This is a genomic window from Bacillus infantis NRRL B-14911, from assembly GCF_000473245.1.
In the GTDB taxonomy this organism is placed as follows: Bacteria; Bacillota; Bacilli; order Bacillales; family Cytobacillaceae; genus Bacillus_AB; species Bacillus_AB infantis.
The window spans coordinates 4,047,015-4,064,481 of record NC_022524.1 but is presented as its reverse complement, the minus strand read 5'-3'; the positions used below and the strand labels follow the sequence as shown (position 1 = coordinate 4,064,481).

The 17,467-nt window shown below is 45.7% G+C and carries 18 protein-coding genes and 1 pseudogene; 15 read left to right on the top strand and 4 right to left on the bottom strand.

Features of this window, described 5'->3' with window-relative positions; all coding sequences use genetic code 11:
- Window positions 1-356: 356 nt before the first annotated feature.
- Both N288_RS20530 and N288_RS20525 read right to left on the bottom strand, forming a co-directional pair.
- Window positions 357-1,403 (bottom strand): LCP family protein, encoded by a 1,047-nt coding sequence (locus N288_RS20530; protein ID WP_035402016.1) that lies wholly within the window; start codon window positions 1,401-1,403, stop codon window positions 357-359.
- Window positions 1,404-1,489: 86 nt separating this feature from the next.
- A complete protein-coding gene (locus tag N288_RS20525; protein ID WP_009792965.1) occupies window positions 1,490-2,125 on the bottom strand; it encodes a YigZ family protein in 636 nt (211 codons plus the stop codon).
- A gap of 412 nt (window positions 2,126-2,537) precedes the next feature.
- Between N288_RS20525 and N288_RS20520 the strand changes: the two genes are divergently transcribed.
- Both N288_RS20520 and N288_RS20515 read left to right on the top strand, forming a co-directional pair.
- Window positions 2,538-3,680 carry a sensor histidine kinase gene (locus N288_RS20520; protein ID WP_009792966.1) on the top strand — a complete coding sequence of 381 codons (1,143 nt, stop codon included), beginning with the start codon at window positions 2,538-2,540 and terminating at the stop codon, window positions 3,678-3,680.
- Window positions 3,681-3,854: 174 nt separating this feature from the next.
- Window positions 3,855-4,538, top strand: a complete 684-nt coding sequence (locus N288_RS20515) for a response regulator (RefSeq protein ID WP_009792967.1) — start codon at window positions 3,855-3,857, stop codon at window positions 4,536-4,538.
- Window positions 4,539-4,711: 173 nt separating this feature from the next.
- Here N288_RS20515 and N288_RS20510 read toward each other — a convergent pair whose 3' ends face one another.
- Window positions 4,712-5,851 carry an IS110 family RNA-guided transposase gene (locus N288_RS20510; RefSeq protein WP_022544409.1) on the bottom strand — a complete coding sequence of 380 codons (1,140 nt, stop codon included), beginning with the start codon at window positions 5,849-5,851 and terminating at the stop codon, window positions 4,712-4,714.
- Between the two features lie 352 nt (window positions 5,852-6,203).
- On the opposite strand from N288_RS20510, the gene N288_RS24920 reads away from it, so the two are divergent.
- Entirely contained in the window at window positions 6,204-6,356 is a 153-nt protein-coding gene (locus tag N288_RS24920) for a sporulation histidine kinase inhibitor Sda (protein ID WP_009792970.1), read from the top strand.
- 140 nt (window positions 6,357-6,496) lie between these two features.
- Window positions 6,497-7,336 (top strand): DegV family protein, encoded by an 840-nt coding sequence (locus tag N288_RS20505; RefSeq protein ID WP_009792971.1) that lies wholly within the window; start codon window positions 6,497-6,499, stop codon window positions 7,334-7,336.
- 38 nt (window positions 7,337-7,374) lie between these two features.
- On the opposite strand, the gene N288_RS20500 is transcribed toward N288_RS20505, so the two are convergent.
- The gene (locus N288_RS20500) at window positions 7,375-8,304 is read right to left on the bottom strand and encodes a manganese-dependent inorganic pyrophosphatase (RefSeq protein WP_009792972.1); all 930 of its coding nucleotides are present in this window, start codon (window positions 8,302-8,304) and stop codon (window positions 7,375-7,377) included.
- 507 nt (window positions 8,305-8,811) lie between these two features.
- On the opposite strand from N288_RS20500, the pseudogene N288_RS20495 reads away from it, so the two are divergent.
- The 11 genes and pseudogenes from N288_RS20495 to csrA all read left to right on the top strand — a co-directional run bounded on the left by N288_RS20495 (window position 8,812) and on the right by csrA (window position 17,450).
- Window positions 8,812-9,986: pseudogene (locus tag N288_RS20495) on the top strand (IS256 family transposase).
- A gap of 156 nt (window positions 9,987-10,142) precedes the next feature.
- Complete coding sequence (locus N288_RS20490) at window positions 10,143-11,636, top strand: DEAD/DEAH box helicase (RefSeq protein WP_022544405.1); 1,494 nt, start codon at window positions 10,143-10,145, stop codon at window positions 11,634-11,636.
- The gene (locus tag N288_RS20485; RefSeq protein WP_009792976.1) at window positions 11,617-12,336 is read left to right on the top strand and encodes a ComF family protein; all 720 of its coding nucleotides are present in this window, start codon (window positions 11,617-11,619) and stop codon (window positions 12,334-12,336) included. Before N288_RS20490 ends, N288_RS20485 begins: the two co-directional genes overlap by 20 nt.
- Before the next feature lie 38 nt (window positions 12,337-12,374).
- Window positions 12,375-12,791 carry a TIGR03826 family flagellar region protein gene (locus N288_RS20480; protein WP_009792977.1) on the top strand — a complete coding sequence of 139 codons (417 nt, stop codon included), beginning with the start codon at window positions 12,375-12,377 and terminating at the stop codon, window positions 12,789-12,791.
- A 104-nt stretch (window positions 12,792-12,895) separates the two neighbouring features.
- Window positions 12,896-13,162, top strand: coding sequence for a flagellar biosynthesis anti-sigma factor FlgM (flgM, locus tag N288_RS20475; protein ID WP_009792978.1), 267 nt, complete (start codon window positions 12,896-12,898; stop codon window positions 13,160-13,162).
- 18 nt (window positions 13,163-13,180) lie between these two features.
- Complete coding sequence (locus tag N288_RS20470; protein ID WP_009792979.1) at window positions 13,181-13,663, top strand: flagellar protein FlgN; 483 nt, start codon at window positions 13,181-13,183, stop codon at window positions 13,661-13,663.
- A gap of 17 nt (window positions 13,664-13,680) precedes the next feature.
- Window positions 13,681-15,279, top strand: a complete 1,599-nt coding sequence (flgK, locus tag N288_RS20465) for a flagellar hook-associated protein FlgK (RefSeq protein WP_022544404.1) — start codon at window positions 13,681-13,683, stop codon at window positions 15,277-15,279.
- Window positions 15,280-15,290: 11 nt separating this feature from the next.
- Entirely contained in the window at window positions 15,291-16,154 is an 864-nt protein-coding gene (gene flgL, locus N288_RS20460; RefSeq protein WP_022544403.1) for a flagellar hook-associated protein FlgL, read from the top strand.
- 52 nt (window positions 16,155-16,206) lie between these two features.
- A complete protein-coding gene (locus tag N288_RS20455; protein WP_009792982.1) occupies window positions 16,207-16,767 on the top strand; it encodes a DUF6470 family protein in 561 nt (186 codons plus the stop codon).
- A gap of 17 nt (window positions 16,768-16,784) precedes the next feature.
- On the top strand, window positions 16,785-17,216 hold the full coding sequence (gene fliW / locus N288_RS20450; protein WP_009792983.1) for a flagellar assembly protein FliW: 432 nt from the start codon (window positions 16,785-16,787) through the stop codon (window positions 17,214-17,216).
- The gene (gene csrA / locus N288_RS20445; RefSeq protein ID WP_009792984.1) at window positions 17,217-17,450 is read left to right on the top strand and encodes a carbon storage regulator CsrA; all 234 of its coding nucleotides are present in this window, start codon (window positions 17,217-17,219) and stop codon (window positions 17,448-17,450) included.
- The last annotated feature ends 17 nt before the right edge of the window (window positions 17,451-17,467 follow it).

Below are 17,467 nucleotides of genomic sequence, written 5' to 3'. Positions count from 1 at the left end.
CACCCTTCGCAAAAAAATATTCCTATAGTTATATAGTGGAGGATATGCGACTAAAAACCATCGTTTTTAATAGATTATCAAAAGATATAGATAGCAGACAAAAAAAGCAGACTTATCCTGTTTATGATTTAATCAATTTATAAGGAATTCCGTAACGGACTTGAACAGCGGTTTAGATGTCCTGTTCAGCGTTAACTCACTTGTCCATTTCCTATTGGCTATGAAATACGGACAATACCTTAATATCTCCACTTTTGGCCGCCCGTTTCCGGGCGGTCCTTTTTTTAAGCAGTTAAAAACGTCCATCTATAAAGATGAACGTTTTTTCATGGCCGCAGCGGGTATCATTTCTATGGTTAATAGCTGGAATCTTCGCCTGTATCATCAGAGACAGTGCTGTCTGTATCCGTTTCAGAGCTGCCTTCCGGGACGAGTTCAAGATGTTCTTTTAAGGTGAGGATCGTTTGCTCAAGTTCCTCATCATCTAACTGGTAATAATAAATTCCATCAATATAGGCATCCTGCCCGGCCAGATTCAATGTTTCAATATCAAGAGATGTTCCAGCAGTCGCATAATTGATGAATGACTTCATTTCATCAAAGGAGAGATCTGTAGACATATTGTCTCCGACAGCTTCCATCACATCTGCATACTTGGAGACAGACTTGACAGAGGAGCCTTTTTTTACAATCGCTTTAAGGATTTCCTGCTGGCGCTTTCCGCGCTCAATGTCATTATCCAGTTTGCGGGTACGGGCTAAAGCCAGGGCTTCCTCTCCGTTAAGCTCCTGCAGTCCCGGTTCAAGATTAATCGCATGATTCCGGTCCTCCGAATCTTTTTCACTAAGTTCATAGGGGACTTCTACTTCAATGCCTTCCAAGGCATTAATAACATCTATGAACGCGTTAAAGTTCATTTTTACATAATAATCGACAGGGATATCCAGCATTTCTTCGACTGTTTCAATTGTTGTGGCAACCCCGCCATTGGCATGGGCATGCGTAATTTTATCATTATAGCCCAATTCAGGGATATAAACATAAGAATCCCGGGGGATGCTGAGCAGCTTAACAGATTTGGTCTTTTCGTTCAGTGTTGCGAGCATCAGGGCATCTGAACGGGAGCTGCTGCTGAAATTCCTGGTACTGCTGTCATCCACCCCAACAAAAAGGATGGACACATTATCTATTCCGGGATCAACTGCTGTATCGCGCTTTGTTGATTCCCTCTCAACCGGCTCATAGGATTTTTCAATGACCGTCTGCGCTTTGCTGTACAGAAAAGCGCCATAAGCCGTCGCCCCAAGAACGAGCACGAGAAGAGGCACAATGATCCACATCACGACTCTCCTGCGGCGTTTTCTTTTCTTTTGAACCTTTACCATTTGTCTATTAGCAGACATATCTGTACTCCTTTAATGTAGGTTTGGCAAAATCTTCAGATCAAGCTTTATTTTACAATTTTTATGCATTTCCGGATATAGATTTTTCAAGCCGTATCTTCTTCCAGATACAGCAATTCTCCCTCATCAATCAGTCCTTGCCCATTGGTGAGCTCAGTGATCCATTCTGAGAATAGGTTTATGCCAGCTTCTTCAACAAACACCTCAAACTCTACGTTTTCCAGGTAGTGTATATCCTTTATGGAGTAAACAGATTCACGGAGTTCATTCTCCAGCTTGCCGAGCCAAGTATATTCCACCTTTACTGATAAAATCTTCATCAGCTTTCTTGTGACTATGCCAGCCGCATTGATGCCCTCAGAGGCTGATTTTCCATAAGCGCGGATGAGACCCCCGGCTCCAAGCTTGATGCCTCCAAAATATCTTGTTACTACTGCAACTGTATCTTTCAGCTGTTTCTTTTTTAAGACTTCCAATATCGGGACCCCCGCAGTGCCGCTGGGTTCACCGTCATCATTCGCTTTCTGGATATGATCATGTTCCCCGATCAGGTAGGCTGAGCAATTGTGGGTAGCATTCCAGTGTGTTTTTTTGATTTCCTGTATAAATGCCAGGGCTTCTTCTTCTGATTCGGCCCTTGATATATGAGCAATAAATCTTGATTTCTGAATAATAATTTCATGCTCGGCAAAGCCCTTGACTGTTTTATAAGAGGGCAGCATGCATCCCGCTCCTTTCCTGTGCATTTTATCGATTTTTGTCGTTGATTGTCATCGTCGCTTGCCAAATTTCATTATAAAGCGACTTGTTCAGTAACTTCAATTCTTCAATGGATTGTAATGAAACTTTAATATAGGTACCTTTCTCGCATGATATAATTAAAAAATAATTTCAAGCCAATCGACATATTATTGCGAGATAATATATAAAAGTCCTATGTTTAAAAATAAGGCATAAATTGCAGCTGATTATAAGAAAATAGGATATTAGACATGATTATACTATAAATTCTTGTGCCTTTTTGCCGAATTTTTCGTTTTTTAGTATATTTTTCATACATAATTTCTATTTTCAAGCTAAAATAGTGTCAGATACTGCTACGGAAGGGTTTTCAGTCTCTTTGGAGGAATCTTTATGACTAGAAAAAAATTCGATACGAAGACACTCGATCTTATATTAGAAAAGATGGTATCCACTGTTGGAAACAGCAAGGATGAAATCTTCCGCATAAGCGAGCAATGCCGGCAGGACTTTGAAAGCTTGACAAGTGATTTGAAGGAAGTCAAACAGGCAGTTGTCCTGACCATTGATGAGGGAGACCAGCTGGAAGCACAAACGAGGTTTGCCAGAAAAAGGCTTTCTGAAGTAAGCATGCATTTCAAGGACTACACAGAAAGCCAGGTAAGAGAAGCGTATGAAAAGGCGCACCAGCTGCAGATGAAGCTTTCGATGAACCGCCAGCAGGAAAAGCAGCTTCGCGAACGGCGGGATGACATAGAACGAAGGCTGCTCGGCATCCAGGAAACCATTGACCGCGCAGAACATCTCGTTTCCCAGATCTCGGTCGTCATGAACTATTTGATGAGCGACCTGAAGAGGATGGGAGAGGTCCTGGAAGATGCAAAGCTTAAGCAGGATTTCGGCCTTAAGATCATTGAAGCGCAGGAGGAAGAGCGAAAAAGGCTGTCGAGGGAAATTCATGACGGTCCTGCCCAGATGATGGCCAATGTGATGATGCGCTCTGACCTGATAGAAAGAATCTATAAGGAGCGGGGAGCAGGCGAAGCCATCACTGAAATCAAAAGCCTTAAGAAGATGGTCAGAAATGCGCTTTACGAGGTCAGGAGGATTATCTATGATCTTAGGCCTATGGCTCTCGATGACCTTGGACTGGTGCCGACTTTAAGGAAATATCTCCAAACCATTGAAGAATACCATAATACGGTGAAAATTTATTTCAGCAATGTCGGCGATGAAAAGCGGCTTCCGCCAAAATATGAGGTAGCTTTGTTCCGGCTTGTCCAGGAATCTGTACAGAATGCTCTAAAGCATGCTGAGGCAAAAGAGATCAAAGTGAAGCTCGAAATCCGCAATGATTCTATTTCAGTTGTCATCAGGGATGACGGCAAAGGGTTTGACACGAGCCAGAAGAAGCCCGAATCCTTTGGGATGATCGGCATGAGGGAAAGAGTCGAACTGCTGGAAGGGCAGATATCCTTCGACTCCAAAATCAATGCCGGGACAATCGTGCTGATTCAGGTTCCTTTCATGGAATGAGCCGCTTTCTTCAAAAAGAATGCCAGCGCCGCAGAAGCAATAATCTAAGAGAACAGTGAAAAAAGATAGGTTCAAATAGGGCTTGAAAAAGATATAATGATAGAGATCCCTATTATTTAAACCAACAGTATAAAAAAAAGAGATAAACTTACGGAAATTTGGGAGGCGAAGCAATTGACTACAAAAATCGTCATTATCGATGATCATCAGTTGTTTAGAGAAGGGGTTAAACGTATTCTTGATTTTGAAAAGACATTTGAAGTTGTTGCAGAAGGCGATGACGGAAATGAAGCGCTGGGTCTTGTTGAAGAATATGACCCGGATGTCGTAATCATGGATATCAACATGCCGACAATCAACGGTGTGGAAGCGACCAAGCAATTAGTCGAAAAATATCCGGATGCAAAAGTCATCATCCTTTCCATCCATGATGATGAAAACTATGTAACACATGCGCTGAAAACGGGAGCGAGCGGCTATCTGCTGAAGGAAATGGATGCCGACGCACTTGTTGAAGCGGTCAAAGTGGTGGCTGATGGAGGCTCTTACCTGCATCCAAAGGTAACCCATAATCTCGTCAAAGAATACCGCCGCCTGGCATCTGATGAAAATGGCAGCAGCGAAGGATACACACAAGTTGAAATCCGCCGCCCACTGCATCTGCTGACACGCCGGGAATGCGAAGTCCTTCAGCTCCTTGCTGACGGAAAAAGCAACCGCGGCATCGGTGAAGCATTGTTCATCAGTGAAAAAACGGTTAAGAACCATGTGAGTAATATCCTGCAGAAAATGAATGTGAATGACCGCACTCAGGCAGTTGTTGTAGCCATCAAGAACGGCTGGGTTGAAGTGAGATAATGGAGGGGCACGCCTTAGCGTGCTCTTTTTTCTGTGAAAATAATTAATTCTGGCTTCCTCGAATAATAGTGATCCTATTCGGCAATCCTTAAAATAACCTAAAAAAGCCAATAAGAAAGCAGGGCTACCGGTAGGAGGGTAACCGTGTATACTTCTATTTGGTTTTGGTTATACTAAATAACTTGTCTTTCTTTAAATGGCTCCTTGTTTATAAGCATGGAGTAAATGATTCGAAGCATTCGATGCGATGTCGCAACGAGTGCTTTTTTCTTTCCTCTCCTAGCCGCAGTAGACCAGTATTTCGTAGCTAACCACCTATTTCGACTTCTTGAAACGGCCCAGGCTACTTCACACATGGCTGATTTAATGTGCGGATTTCCCTTGGTTGTCCGAGTACTCTTGCGTTTCCCTGCACTTTCATGATTGCCAGGAGATACACCTGCCCACGAAGCTAAGTGTTGAGAGGTTGGGAATTGGTTCATATCCACTCCAATCTCGGCAATAATGATAGCTGCTGTATCTTTCTTTATTCCAGGAATGGTCAGAAGTAAATGAAGTTCTTCTTTATATTCCTCTAGAAGCTGGTCAATTCTTTTTTCCACCTCTACAATATGTCCCTCTAGCTGTTGAATATGAAGCCAAGACTGTTTGATTAGAAATCTTTGATGGTCATTGATCGTGCCGAAGAGCGAGTCAGTAATTAATTGTTTTTTAGATGACATCTTTCCGTGTATCCGGCTTTCGACATCATCGCCATCTACGTATCCCTGTTCCACCAGTCTCTCAAGCAGCTTTCTCCCTGAAACCCCAAAGACATCGGAAATAACCGAACTCAGCTTTACATTTGAGCACTCCAAAACCTTCTGAATCCGGTTCTTCTCGGAAGTTAAATGACCTATCCACTTTTTTCGAAGGCGTGTAAGGTCCCGTAGCTCCCGGATATCGGACGGAGGCACGAAACTCTTTTCGATGAGTCCGTGTCGCAATAATTTGGCAATCCACTCGGCATCGGAAACATCTGTTTTTCTTCCAGGGACGTTCTTGATCCTTTGGGCATTCGCAAGAGTAATATCAAAAAAGTCTTCAAGGATATTAAATACAGGCTTCCAATATACTCCCGTGCTTTCCATCGCAATATGGGAAACCCCATGGTCTTCCAGCCATTTTAAGAGACGGAAGAGATCTTTCGTCAAGGTTGGAAAGGTTTCAGTTACCCTAATCAAATCTTCGTCCTGTTTGCCCGTCAGAACACAGGCAACGATTGTCTCCGAATGAACGTCAAGACCTGCACAACGTTCAATAAATACATCCATAATACCAATCCTCCGCATGTTAGATCACAAACAGCAAGTGGATTTGAAAATAGGCATTTTTCTGTACGTGGTCATCCTTCCCAAAGGGAATGAGCCAACAAAGGGTTGATCACCAAATCCACTCAAACAGTTTTTATTACAGGGTCTTCGCCACCATAAAAAGCCACGTCCTATAATCTGTTTGTGTCCTCTACATTATGGACATAGGAGATTTATTTTCATGCATGGGTTGGGAGCCGGAGGAATCATGATAGTTTTTATGCATAATAGATATATGAAAAATACTAGTTTACAATATATGTAATCTTATGTTAAAAATAGGATAAAAGTAATAGATGGAGGTTTTGAACATATGTCCAGCCTGCTGCTTTTATCCGATGAGAATTTGTTTAAAGTTTTCGAGGATGCCCTGCTTTGTGATGTGGATACTGATTTTATTCGGCTGATTGCTGATGAAATCAACCGGAGGCAGCTCTCGCATCTGCTGCCCGTAGCTTCTAATTAATGCCCCTCTCTTTTTCGCCGCATTACAATTGTGATCCTCAAATATTAAGCTTTCTTTTCTCCCTAGGATTTTCCCTTGTTTTCATATAAAATATAAATTGGACATATAGTAGAGAAAAAACAAAGGATGGTACTCTTTATATGAGAACAGCCGTAGTAACAGACAGTACTGCATACATCCCCAAGGAATTGCGGGATCGACTCAACATACATATGATCCCTCTCAGCGTCATTTTCGGAAACGAAACATACGAGGAAGAGGTAGAAATTACAGCAGAAGCGTTTTACGAAGAAGTAAAGCATAAGGAGCTGCCGACGACCTCTCAGCCATCGACTGGCCAATTCGTCGAGCTTTTTGAAAAATTGTCGGCCGACTATGATGCGGTCATCAGCATCCATCTGTCGAGCGGCATCAGCGGAACCTATCAGGGAGCCGTCACAGCAGGCAGCATGGTTGAAGGAATCAGGGCGTATCCGTTTGATTCTGAAATCAGCTGCATGGTCCAGGGCTTCTATGTCATTGAAGCTGCGGAAATGGCAGCTGCCGGCAAGGATCCGCAGGATATCATGTCCCGCCTGGAGAAAATGAAACAGACGGTCCGTGCCTACTTCATGGTGGACGACCTTTCCCATCTCCAGCGCGGCGGCCGCCTTTCAAGCGCCCAGGCATTGATCGGGAGCCTGCTTCAGGTCAAGCCGCTTCTCCATTTCCAGGACAAGGTCATCGTGCCATTTGAAAAAATCCGCACACGCAAAAAAGCGATGAAGCGGATTGCCGACCTTCTTGGCGATGCTGCTGCCGGCGGCGGTGATTACCGCGCCGTCATCATCCACGCGAATCGTGAGAAGGAAGCTGACGAGTGGAAAGCAGAGCTGGAAAAAGAGCTGCCGAACGTTGAATTCATGATTGGCTACTTCGGCCCGGTCATCGGCACGCATCTTGGCGAAGGCTCAATGGGGCTTGGCTGGTATAAGAAATAAAAAATGCCGCTCCGGAATTTTGTCGGAGCGGCTACTTTTTACTTTGTTAATGCATCAGTCAGGTTAGGAACGATTTGTTTTTTACGTGAAACAACACCCTGCAGGACAGCCTTTTCATCCGCAAGCACCACATTGAATGCTTTCTCGACAACAGCTGTTTCCTTGCCTAGTGCAAGTGCAACAGAATCATTCGTCAGGATATTCGTTGCAACAAACAGGAACAGATCCAAGCCTTTTTCCTCGATTGTGCTGTTGATCACCGCACGCAATTCCTCTTCAAGCGCAAACACATCATTCGTGTCAACGGCGTTCACCTGCGCCACTTCCACTTTAGCAGAACCCATCTGGAATTCCTTCGCATCCAGGCTGACCAGCTGTGCAGCAGACTTATCGCTCAGGTCGGCACCAGCCTTCAGCATCTCAAGGCCATACTCTTCCGCATCCACACCCGCGATTTCCGCAAGCTCATGTGCAGCTTTCACATCTTCGTCAGTGCAAGTTGGTGATTTGAACAGAAGGGAGTCAGAAATGATCGCAGACAGCATAAGGCCGGCAATATTTTGCGGGATGCTCTTGCCGTTTTCCTTGTACATTTTGTTCAGGATCGTAGCCGTACAGCCGACAGGCTCGCAGCGGTAGTACAAAGGATCGCTTGTTTCAAAATTGGCAATACGGTGGTGGTCGATTACCTCAGCCACACGAACGCTCTCGATTCCGTCTGCGCTTTGCTGGCGTTCATTATGGTCCACAAGAATGACAGTATGTGCTTCATCAGCTGCATTGCTGATCAGGCGGGGAGCTTCAGCGTTGAACTTAGTCAGCGCATGCTGCGTTTCGCCGTTGATCTCGCCAAGGCGCACCGGCTCGACTTCATGGCCAAGCTGTGTTTTTAGGTCCGCATATGCCAGGGCTGAGCAGATTGTATCTGTATCTGGGTTTTTATGTCCGAAAATTAAGGTTTTTTCCATATGTAAATCTCCTTTTTTAGGTGGATTCTTCATGGTTTATTATAGAGGAAATTGAGGGGGGAATCTAGGGGGAGAGTTTGGGGTTTTGAGGGTTAATGGGAAGGTGGGATGGGCGGATTTTGGGTTGGGGCAGATTGTGGGAAGGGGGCTAGTTGCTAATATATGGTGGAAGTTGCTAATAAAAATGGAAAGTTGCTAATATATGGGGAAAGTTGCTAATAAAAGAGAAAAGTTGCTAATATATCGGGGAAGTTGCTAATAAAAGGGGGATTCGGCATCTCGCGGGGAAGGCTGCCCAAGGGAGAGGTTGCAAATATATCGTTAAAGTCGCAAATAAATGGCTTGGACTCGCAAATATAATGAAAAAGTCGCAAATAAAACTCAAAACTCGCAAATATATGATGGTGTATAAAAGTATGTGTAAGACCTTTTTCTAGACAAATAAAAAAGGACAAAGTACCCTCTGAGTTATCACCACAATAACCTTAGGAGAGGAGCACTTTATCCATGCCCCATTTTAACATAGACGACCTTGATTTTGCCAATATCCTTAAACTTTCTATGCAGGACCTCCTTAAAGAGAAAGCAGAAAATATCTTGCGTGAAGAGATAAAGAATGTCCTAGAAAATGAGCCTGTCGGCGAAGAAAACTCACGTAATGGGTATTATTCACGGACTCTTGACACCATTTATGGCCGGATTGAGGATCTGGCAGTTCCCCGTGATCGTAAGGGCGATTTTACTACCCAAATGTTCGAACCCTATAAAAGACGTATGGTGGCCGTAGATGAACTCGTTGTCCAGCTCTATCAACATGGAGTTGGTGTTCGGCAGGTTGGGCTGATCATGAAAAGTTTGCTTGGTGAACAATATTCCCCAGGGACAATCTCCAATATCACTTCGGCTGTTATGGAGGACGTTATTGAATGGCAGAATCGGCCTCTGAAGGAACGTTACTGTGCTTTATTCCTTGATGCGCTATTCGTAAAAGTCCGCAGAGATACTGTAGGCAAAGAGGCTGTTTATATTGTTTTAGGTACACTCCAGAAGGCCATCGGGAAATCCTTGGATTTTATGTAGGCGGAGTGGAATCATCAAACGGCTGGCAGGAGATCCTTCTGGACTTACGTAAAAGAGGCGTCCAGGAAGTTTTAGTTGGCGTATTTGATGGACTTCCAGGTCTCGAAGAGGCCTTTAAATCCATTTTTCCAAAAGCTGATGTTCAACGCTGCGTTGTTCATAAGGTACGTTCCACTATGAATAAAGCACGAAAAAAGGATCAGGCAGAGCTAAGCTTGGATTTAAAAAGAGTATACACTTCAAGCACATTCGAAGAAGCAGAAAAAGTGTTGAAAGAGATTAAGGAGAAATGGAAAAAGACTTATAGCAGGGAACTGGCCTCATGGGAAGAGGACCTCCCAGTCCTCCTAACTTTTTTACACTACCCTGAGGAAATCCAAAAGTATATATACACAACAAACCTAATTGAGCGTACCAACAAGGAAGTGCGTAAAAGGTTAAAGACAATGAACAGCTTACCTAATATTGAAGCAGCCGAGAAGATTATATACCTTACTTCTATCGATTATAATGATCGATGGGCAAGAAGGAAACTCGGTGGATTCGGCTTGGCCTATGAAACAATATTGAACATGTTTGATGAGCGATATCCAAAGTCATAAAACGCATAGTCAGGGAGTCAGGCAGCCTCGGCTGCCTGACTCCCCCCCTAAACTAAATATAACGATAACTCATGAAGTGCATATGCTTACACATAATTCTTGACGGAACCAAATATATCTAAAATCCCGCAAATAACCAGGAAAGGATGATTAGTTTTGAAGTTCAAAATCCAAGAAGGGCGCCTCAACCAGGACCAAAATGGCACACCAATCTCCAAACTCACTGAAATTCCGGCTATTCCCCTCAATCCAGCCTTCAATCCGGACAAAAAACTGGCCGAAATGCTCATCGGCAAGCAGCTCCTCACAGACGAACTCCCTTTCACTGCACAAGAAATCGAGCAGCACTACCAAAATGGCTACATTCTCTATCGCCCAGGCATCCTCCTCGCCGGCAAAAAACCTCAATGTGCCCGCTGCGGCAACACTCAAACTCATCTTTTCGCCAAATTCCCCTGCGCCAGATGCGAAGAAGACTGCCTCTACTGCCGAAGCTGCATCATGATGGGCCGGGTCAGCTCCTGCACCCCGCTCCTCAGCTGGCAAGGACCAGAATCCCCCCACCCCCAGCCAAAAACCTACCTGGAATGGTCAGGCAATCTTTCCAACGGCCAGCAGACTGCCTCCAACCGCACAGCACAAGCTATCCAGCAAAACAAAGAACTCCTCGTCTGGGCGGTATGCGGCGCCGGAAAAACCGAAGTCCTGTTTGCAGGCATCGACCTAGCCCTCCAAGCCGGAAAAAGGGTCTGCCTCGCCACACCGCGGACCGATGTAGTCCTTGAACTCACTCCGCGCCTGAAGAAAGTATTCCCTGAAATAACGGTAGCATCCCTCTACGGCGGCAGCGAAGACCGCCATCTCTTCGCCCCGCTCACCATCGCCACCACACACCAGCTGTTCCGCTTTTACCAGGCATTCGACACCATCATCCTGGACGAAGTCGACGCTTTCCCTTATTCAATTGACAAAACCCTGCAGTACGCCGTCCAGCAGGCAAGAAAGCCGGAGTCCTCTATGATCTATCTAACCGCCACACCTAACCAAAAATGGCAGAGAGACTGCTCATTCGGCAAAAGGGACCACGTCACCATTCCAGCGCGCTACCACCGCCATCCGCTCCCTGTTCCGGAATACCGCTGGTGCGGAAATTGGGAGAAGCTTTTAAAGAAAAGCAAACTCCCCAATCCGCTCATCAGTTGGATCAACCAACGCATCCAAACCTCCAAACAGATTCTCCTGTTCTTCCCCCGCATCGACATCATGGAAGCAGCTCTTCCACTGATACAAAAACTCCACCAGCAAACTGACTCTGTCCATGCCGAAGACCCGGACCGCAAATCCAAAGTCCAAAAAATGCGTAATAAAGAAACGCAAATCCTCTTAACCACAACCATCCTGGAAAGAGGCGTAACGTTCCCGAATATTGACGTAGCCGTCATTGGCGCTGAGCACCACGTATTCACCGAAAGCGCCCTCGTCCAAATCTCCGGCCGCGTCGGCAGAAGTGCAGATTACCCGAGCGGCACCATCACCTTTTTCCACTTCGGCAAAACAGAAGAAATGATCAAAGCGAGAAACCAGATTACAGGAATGAACAGGGAAGCGAAACGAAGGGGGCTAATCTTGTATGAATCTTTTTCAAGCTAATCATTGCCTGATCTGCCAAAAAGAGATTGATGCAGAGATTGGGTGGCAGGAGCTGTTTACACGAACGGAGGAGAAGGTAATATGCAGGGAGTGTGAAGAAAGCTTCGAAGAGATAAAGGGAGCGCTATGCCATATCTGCGGGAGGCAGCTGCAGGGGCTAAATCCACAGTTCATTGAAAACGACAACTGCTACGACTGCATCCGCTGGGAAAAAGACCCCAAATGGGAAGGCATCCTCAATAGAAATATCTCTCTGTACACCTACAATGACTTTCTACAGGAGCTGATTGCCCGCTTTAAATACAGAGGAGACTACATCCTGGCCAAAGTGTTCAAACAGGAGATAAGAAGAAATATAGAAACCCTCAAGCCCGATTTCATCATTCCCATACCGCTCAGCACCGAGCGCCTATACGAGCGCGGCTTCAACCAGGCCGAGGCCCTCATCATCACCGCAGGCCTAGCACCATCCCATCTTCTCAATAGAATTCATACCGAAAAGCAGTCCAAAAAATCCCGCGAAGAAAGAATCCATCTCAGTGAAATCTTTCAAATAAGCACCTCAGCCGCAATTGAGGCTAAAAATCTCCTCCTCATTGACGATATATATACTACAGGAAGCACCCTCCGGCATGCCGCCCTGCCGCTGAAACAGGCGGGAGCGGCTAACATCATGTCTCTCACACTGGCAAGAGGGTGACCGTGACCACTATATACCCTATTTAGGAGAGAATTATCATGGCTGAACTGGCGAATTGCCCGCAATGCGACAAGGTATTTGTAAAAAATCAATTCCGTGATATATGCAATGACTGCTGGAAGGAAGAGGAGCTGAAGTACGAAACGGTTTATCAATATATCCGCAAAAGAGAGAACCGGACTGCGACAATGCAGCAAGTTGTCGATGCGACAGGGATTGAAGAAGCGCTGATTCTGAAATTCATCCGCACAGGCAAGCTGAAGCTGGCGCAGTTCCCGAATCTTGGCTATCCTTGTGATAAATGCGGAGCGTACATCCGTGAAGGTAAAATCTGCCAAAAATGTGCAAAAGAGCTGCGGAAGGATATAAATACCTTACAGGCTGAAGAAGAGCGGAAAAAGCAGATGGCGCTTAAAGAGAAGCAAGGCACCTATTTTTCAATCAATGACAAGTAAATAATATAGGCATAAAGAAGTATTTTCTTCTTTTTATTAAAAAATCCCCATGTATAGCCGATAATAAAGGAAAGACTAGTTCGGTCGAAAGCGAGGGAAAACAAATGAAGATTAATAATTTTGGACCTTCAGGAATTAACCCATACAAACGCCAGCAGAACAAGCTGGACAGCGCCAATGCCCAGGCGAAAAAAGCCGCGGATAAGGTGGAGATTTCGTCTGCAGCCAAGGAAATGCAGCAAACCTCCAAGATAGACCAGCAGCGCCAGGCAAGAGTAGAGGAGCTGCGCATCCAGGTCGAGAACGGCAATTATAAAGTAAACCCAAAAGAAGTGGCGAAAAGCCTGCTTGATTACTATACAAAGAATTAACAGAAGGGAGGGGACTTCATGTCCGCTGAAGCATTGTTCGAGAATATGGCAAAGTTGATCAGGCTCCATAAAAGCCTGTCTGAGCTTTCTGCCCGGAAAACCGGCATCATAAAGGCAGGGGACACTGAAGCCCTCAGCCAGATATTGAAAGAAGAACAGACCCATGTGGCTGCGATCAGAAGGATCGAAAACGATCGGCAGAAAACGGCAGCAGCCCTGGTACCGGGGAAAGCGAATCCGACGATTTCAGATTGTCTGGAGGTTCTCAGCCTACCGGACCAGGAAAAGCTGGCCGTTTTGACGGAAGAGCTGGCAGATGCCATCCTTCATATAAAAGAAGCCAATGACCTGAACCAGCAGCTGCTGGACCAGAGCCTGCAGTATATTAATGTATCCATGAATCTGATGAGGCCGCAGCCGGAAAATATCAACTACGGACCGGCAGCCGGCCAGCAGAACAAACAGCTTCCTTCTCAAGGGCTGTTTAACTCGAAAGCCTAAGAGACGGAGGAACTACCATGCGTTCAACCTTTATGGGACTCGAAACAGCCCGCCGCGGCATGTTCACCCAGCAAAGCGCCTTGTATGTAACAGGGCACAATATCGCCAACGCCAACACGCCAGGCTTTTCCCGCCAGCGCATCAACTTTGAACAGACATCGCCGTATCCAGCAGCATCCATGAACCGCCCGCAAGTTCCGGGGCAGATGGGGACTGGGGTGGAAGCAGGCTCTGTACAGCGGATCCGCGAAGGCTTCCTTGATCTGCAATACCGTGTTGAAGCAAATAAAGTCGGCTATTACAGCTCTATGAGCGAATCGCTCACCAAGATGGAAGAAATCATGAATGAGCCTTCGGAGAGCGGACTTCATGCGACAATGGAAAAGTTCTGGAATTCCCTTCAGGATATCGCCAGCCATACGGAAAACACCGGTGCCCGCGACGTAGCGGCGGCAAGCGGACAGATGGTCGCTGACACTTTAAACTACTACTATAACTCTCTATCAAGAGTCCAGCAGGACATCGGCAGCGAAATCGGCGTCAAGGTAAAAGAAATCAATGGCCTTGTCTCGCAAATCAATGCGCTCAACAAGCAGATCGCCAGCGTAGAGCCGAATGGATACCTGCCGAATGACCTTTATGATGAGCGCGATCTATACGTGGATCAGCTTTCACAGCTGGTTAATATAAAAGTGACCAATGTAAAACCGGATAACTACGGACATGCAAAGGACATCTCAGAAGGACTTTATAAGATTGAAATTGTCGGAGATGACGGGAAGTCATTTTCCCCGGCTGCCGTGCTGCTGGATGTGACAAAGGAGGATGGCCTTAAGGATCCAAACCTGCTTGAAGTTACTGATATAACAGATGCTGCAAATGAAGATCTTGAGCTGGTCAGCGGACTGATCACCGAGGTTCGGGTCGGCGGTGCAGCATTACCTAGCATGAACTTTTCAGGTGAGCTGTCTGGTCTGATTAAAAGCTATGGCTATATTGATAATTCCGGAAATAAAGCAGGCTTCTACCCGGATATGCTGCAGAAGCTCAATGACTTTACCACTGCATTTGCAATGGAATTCAACAAGATCCATGAATCAGGATTCGACCTGAACGGCAATCCAGGAAAAGCATTCTTTGAATTTGACCCGTCTCAAGGGGATAACCCAGCCCAGCAAATCAGAGTAAACAAAGATATACTAGCTGATTCCAGCCTGATCGCGGCAGCGGCAACCAGCACTGGCGGATCAGGAGATAATGACAATGCCCATGAATTGTCCCAAATAAAGACAAAGGCATTTGGCAGCTTTTTATCAAAGGGTGACGCAGGATTCCCAGCTTCTATGACGTCTGGAAATCTCGATACCTACTATTCCGGAATCATCGGCCGCCTCGGCGTCGATTCCCAAAGCGCCCAAAAGAATGCGAATAACTCTATAGTGCTGGCAGACTCAGTTGATAAAAGCAGGCAGTCAGTCAGTGCCGTCTCTCTTGATGAAGAAATGACCAATATGATCAAATTCCAGCATGCCTATAACGCAGCTGCACGCAATATAACCGTAGTGGACGAAATGCTCGACAAAATCATCAACGGCATGGGCGTCGTCGGAAGGTAAGGTGAAAATAAATGCGCGTAACGCAATCAATGCTATCCAATAATATGCTCCGCAACCTGAGCAACAGCTACACAAAGCTTGGCAAGCTGCAGGACCAGATCGCCACCCAGAAGAAATTCACAAAGCCTTCGGATGATCCTGTTTCTGCGATGATGGCGATGAATTACCGGACGGACCTGAACAGGATCGAGCAGTATCAGCGCAATATCGGTGAAGCGAAGAACTGGATTGACAGCACGGATGATGCGATGGATAAGGGAATCATGGCACTCCAAAGGATTAGAGAGCTTACTGTCCAGGCAAGCAATGGGACGCTTGAGGGCGATCAAAAGAAAAATATAATGGAAGAGATTAAGCAGCTGAAGGAGCATCTGATTGATATTGGGGAAACCCAGGTCGGCGGCAAATATATCTTCAACGGCACCCAGACCAATGTAAAGCCTGAAGGAAATGGGCAGTTTGGCGAAGGGGCCATTAATCTCGAGGTTTTTTCCAATATTAAAATCCAGGTGAATATGAACGGCAATGAAGTCTTTGGCGATATGCTGACAGACAGCGGAGACATCCAGGGGCTGATTAACGCATTGGATGCAGACAGCCCCGAAATCGGCGGCTACCTGGAAAAGGTAGACAAATATATCGACCAAATGCTTGCCGGAAGAGCGAAAATCGGTGCCAAGCAGAACCGGATCGAACTGATGGACGACCGCCTTCAGCAGCAAGAGGTTTTCTCCACCCGCATCCTATCCGACAACGAAGATGTTGATATGGAAAAAGTAATCATGGAGATGACCACTCAGGAAAGCGTCCACCGTGCTGCATTAAGCATCGGCTCACGAATCATACAGCCGAGCTTGATGGATTTTTTACGATAAAAATGAAAGCTATCCCAGTGATAGCTTTTTTTCATAGAGAGGAGCAGAGAGGATGAATGTGCCGCAAATAAGGCTGGAATCAACTTTTGTACGGCTCGGCCTTAACATCGAAAAGCCAGTACAGGAAATCCAGCAGCCGCAGGCAATCCAGTCAATTGAACAGCCGCAGGCAAAGCTTGAGATTGAAACAATTTCTGGCAGGCTGACCATTGATCAGACAAAAGCAAGGGAAGATGTGGATCTCAAGTCGCTCAGTGTACGAGTCGCTGAGGCTGCTCAAAACGGCTATCAGGACTGGCTGTCAGGCCTTGAGCGGAGAGCGGCAGAAGGCAGTGAACTGATGAAGATTGAAAACGGGGGGAATCCTATCCCTGGCCAGGCCAAGGCAAACAGCGAGGGGCCGGAGAAGCAGTTCAATATCGGCTGGCTGCCATCCCATTTCAGTGTGAAGCTGCAGTATGAACCTGCACAGGTCAATATAAACGCCACACCGCAAAAACCGATCATCTCAGCAGAAACCCAAAAGCCGATCCATCATTACACACCAGGTAAAGTCACACCCGAAATACTCGAAAAAAACAGCCTGACAATCGACTTTGTCAGCAATGAATAAAGGAATGTGGTGAAAATATGAACCTGCAAACAAAGTTTCATGGAGAAGTAGAAATAAACGAGGAAAGAGTCATTCATTTTAATACTGGAATACCAGGATTTATCGATGAGAAGAAATTCTGCATCCTGCCGATAGAAGAAACGCCTCTATTCGTATTGCAGTCGGTCAAGTCTGCTGAAACAGCCTTTATCCTGACGGAGCCATTCAGCTTTTTCACAGACTATGAATTTGATCTGCCGGAAGAGGTGACCGAAACCTTATCCATTTCTTCTGATAAAGACGTTGCTGTATTTGCCATCTTAACCGTCCAGGAGCCTTTTGAAAAAACAACCGCCAACCTCCAGGCACCAGTTGTCATTAATCAGAAAGAAAAACAAGGCAAGCAAGTCATTTTGAATGGAACTTCCTATACAACTAAGCATCCGCTTATAACCAAGGAGGGGAAATAAATGCTTGTCCTCACCCGCAAAACAAAAGAATCAATCATGCTAAATGACGACATCGAAATCACGATCGTTTCGATTGACGGAGACCAGGTCAAACTCGGCATCAATGCACCTAAGAATGTAGAGATACATAGAAAAGAAATCTATCTCTCCATCCAGCAGGAAAACAGCAGCGCCACCAAAACAGAAAGCGAATTGCTGGGCAGCATAACCTCCTTCTTTAGACAAAAAAACTAAAAAACTTTTATTATTTT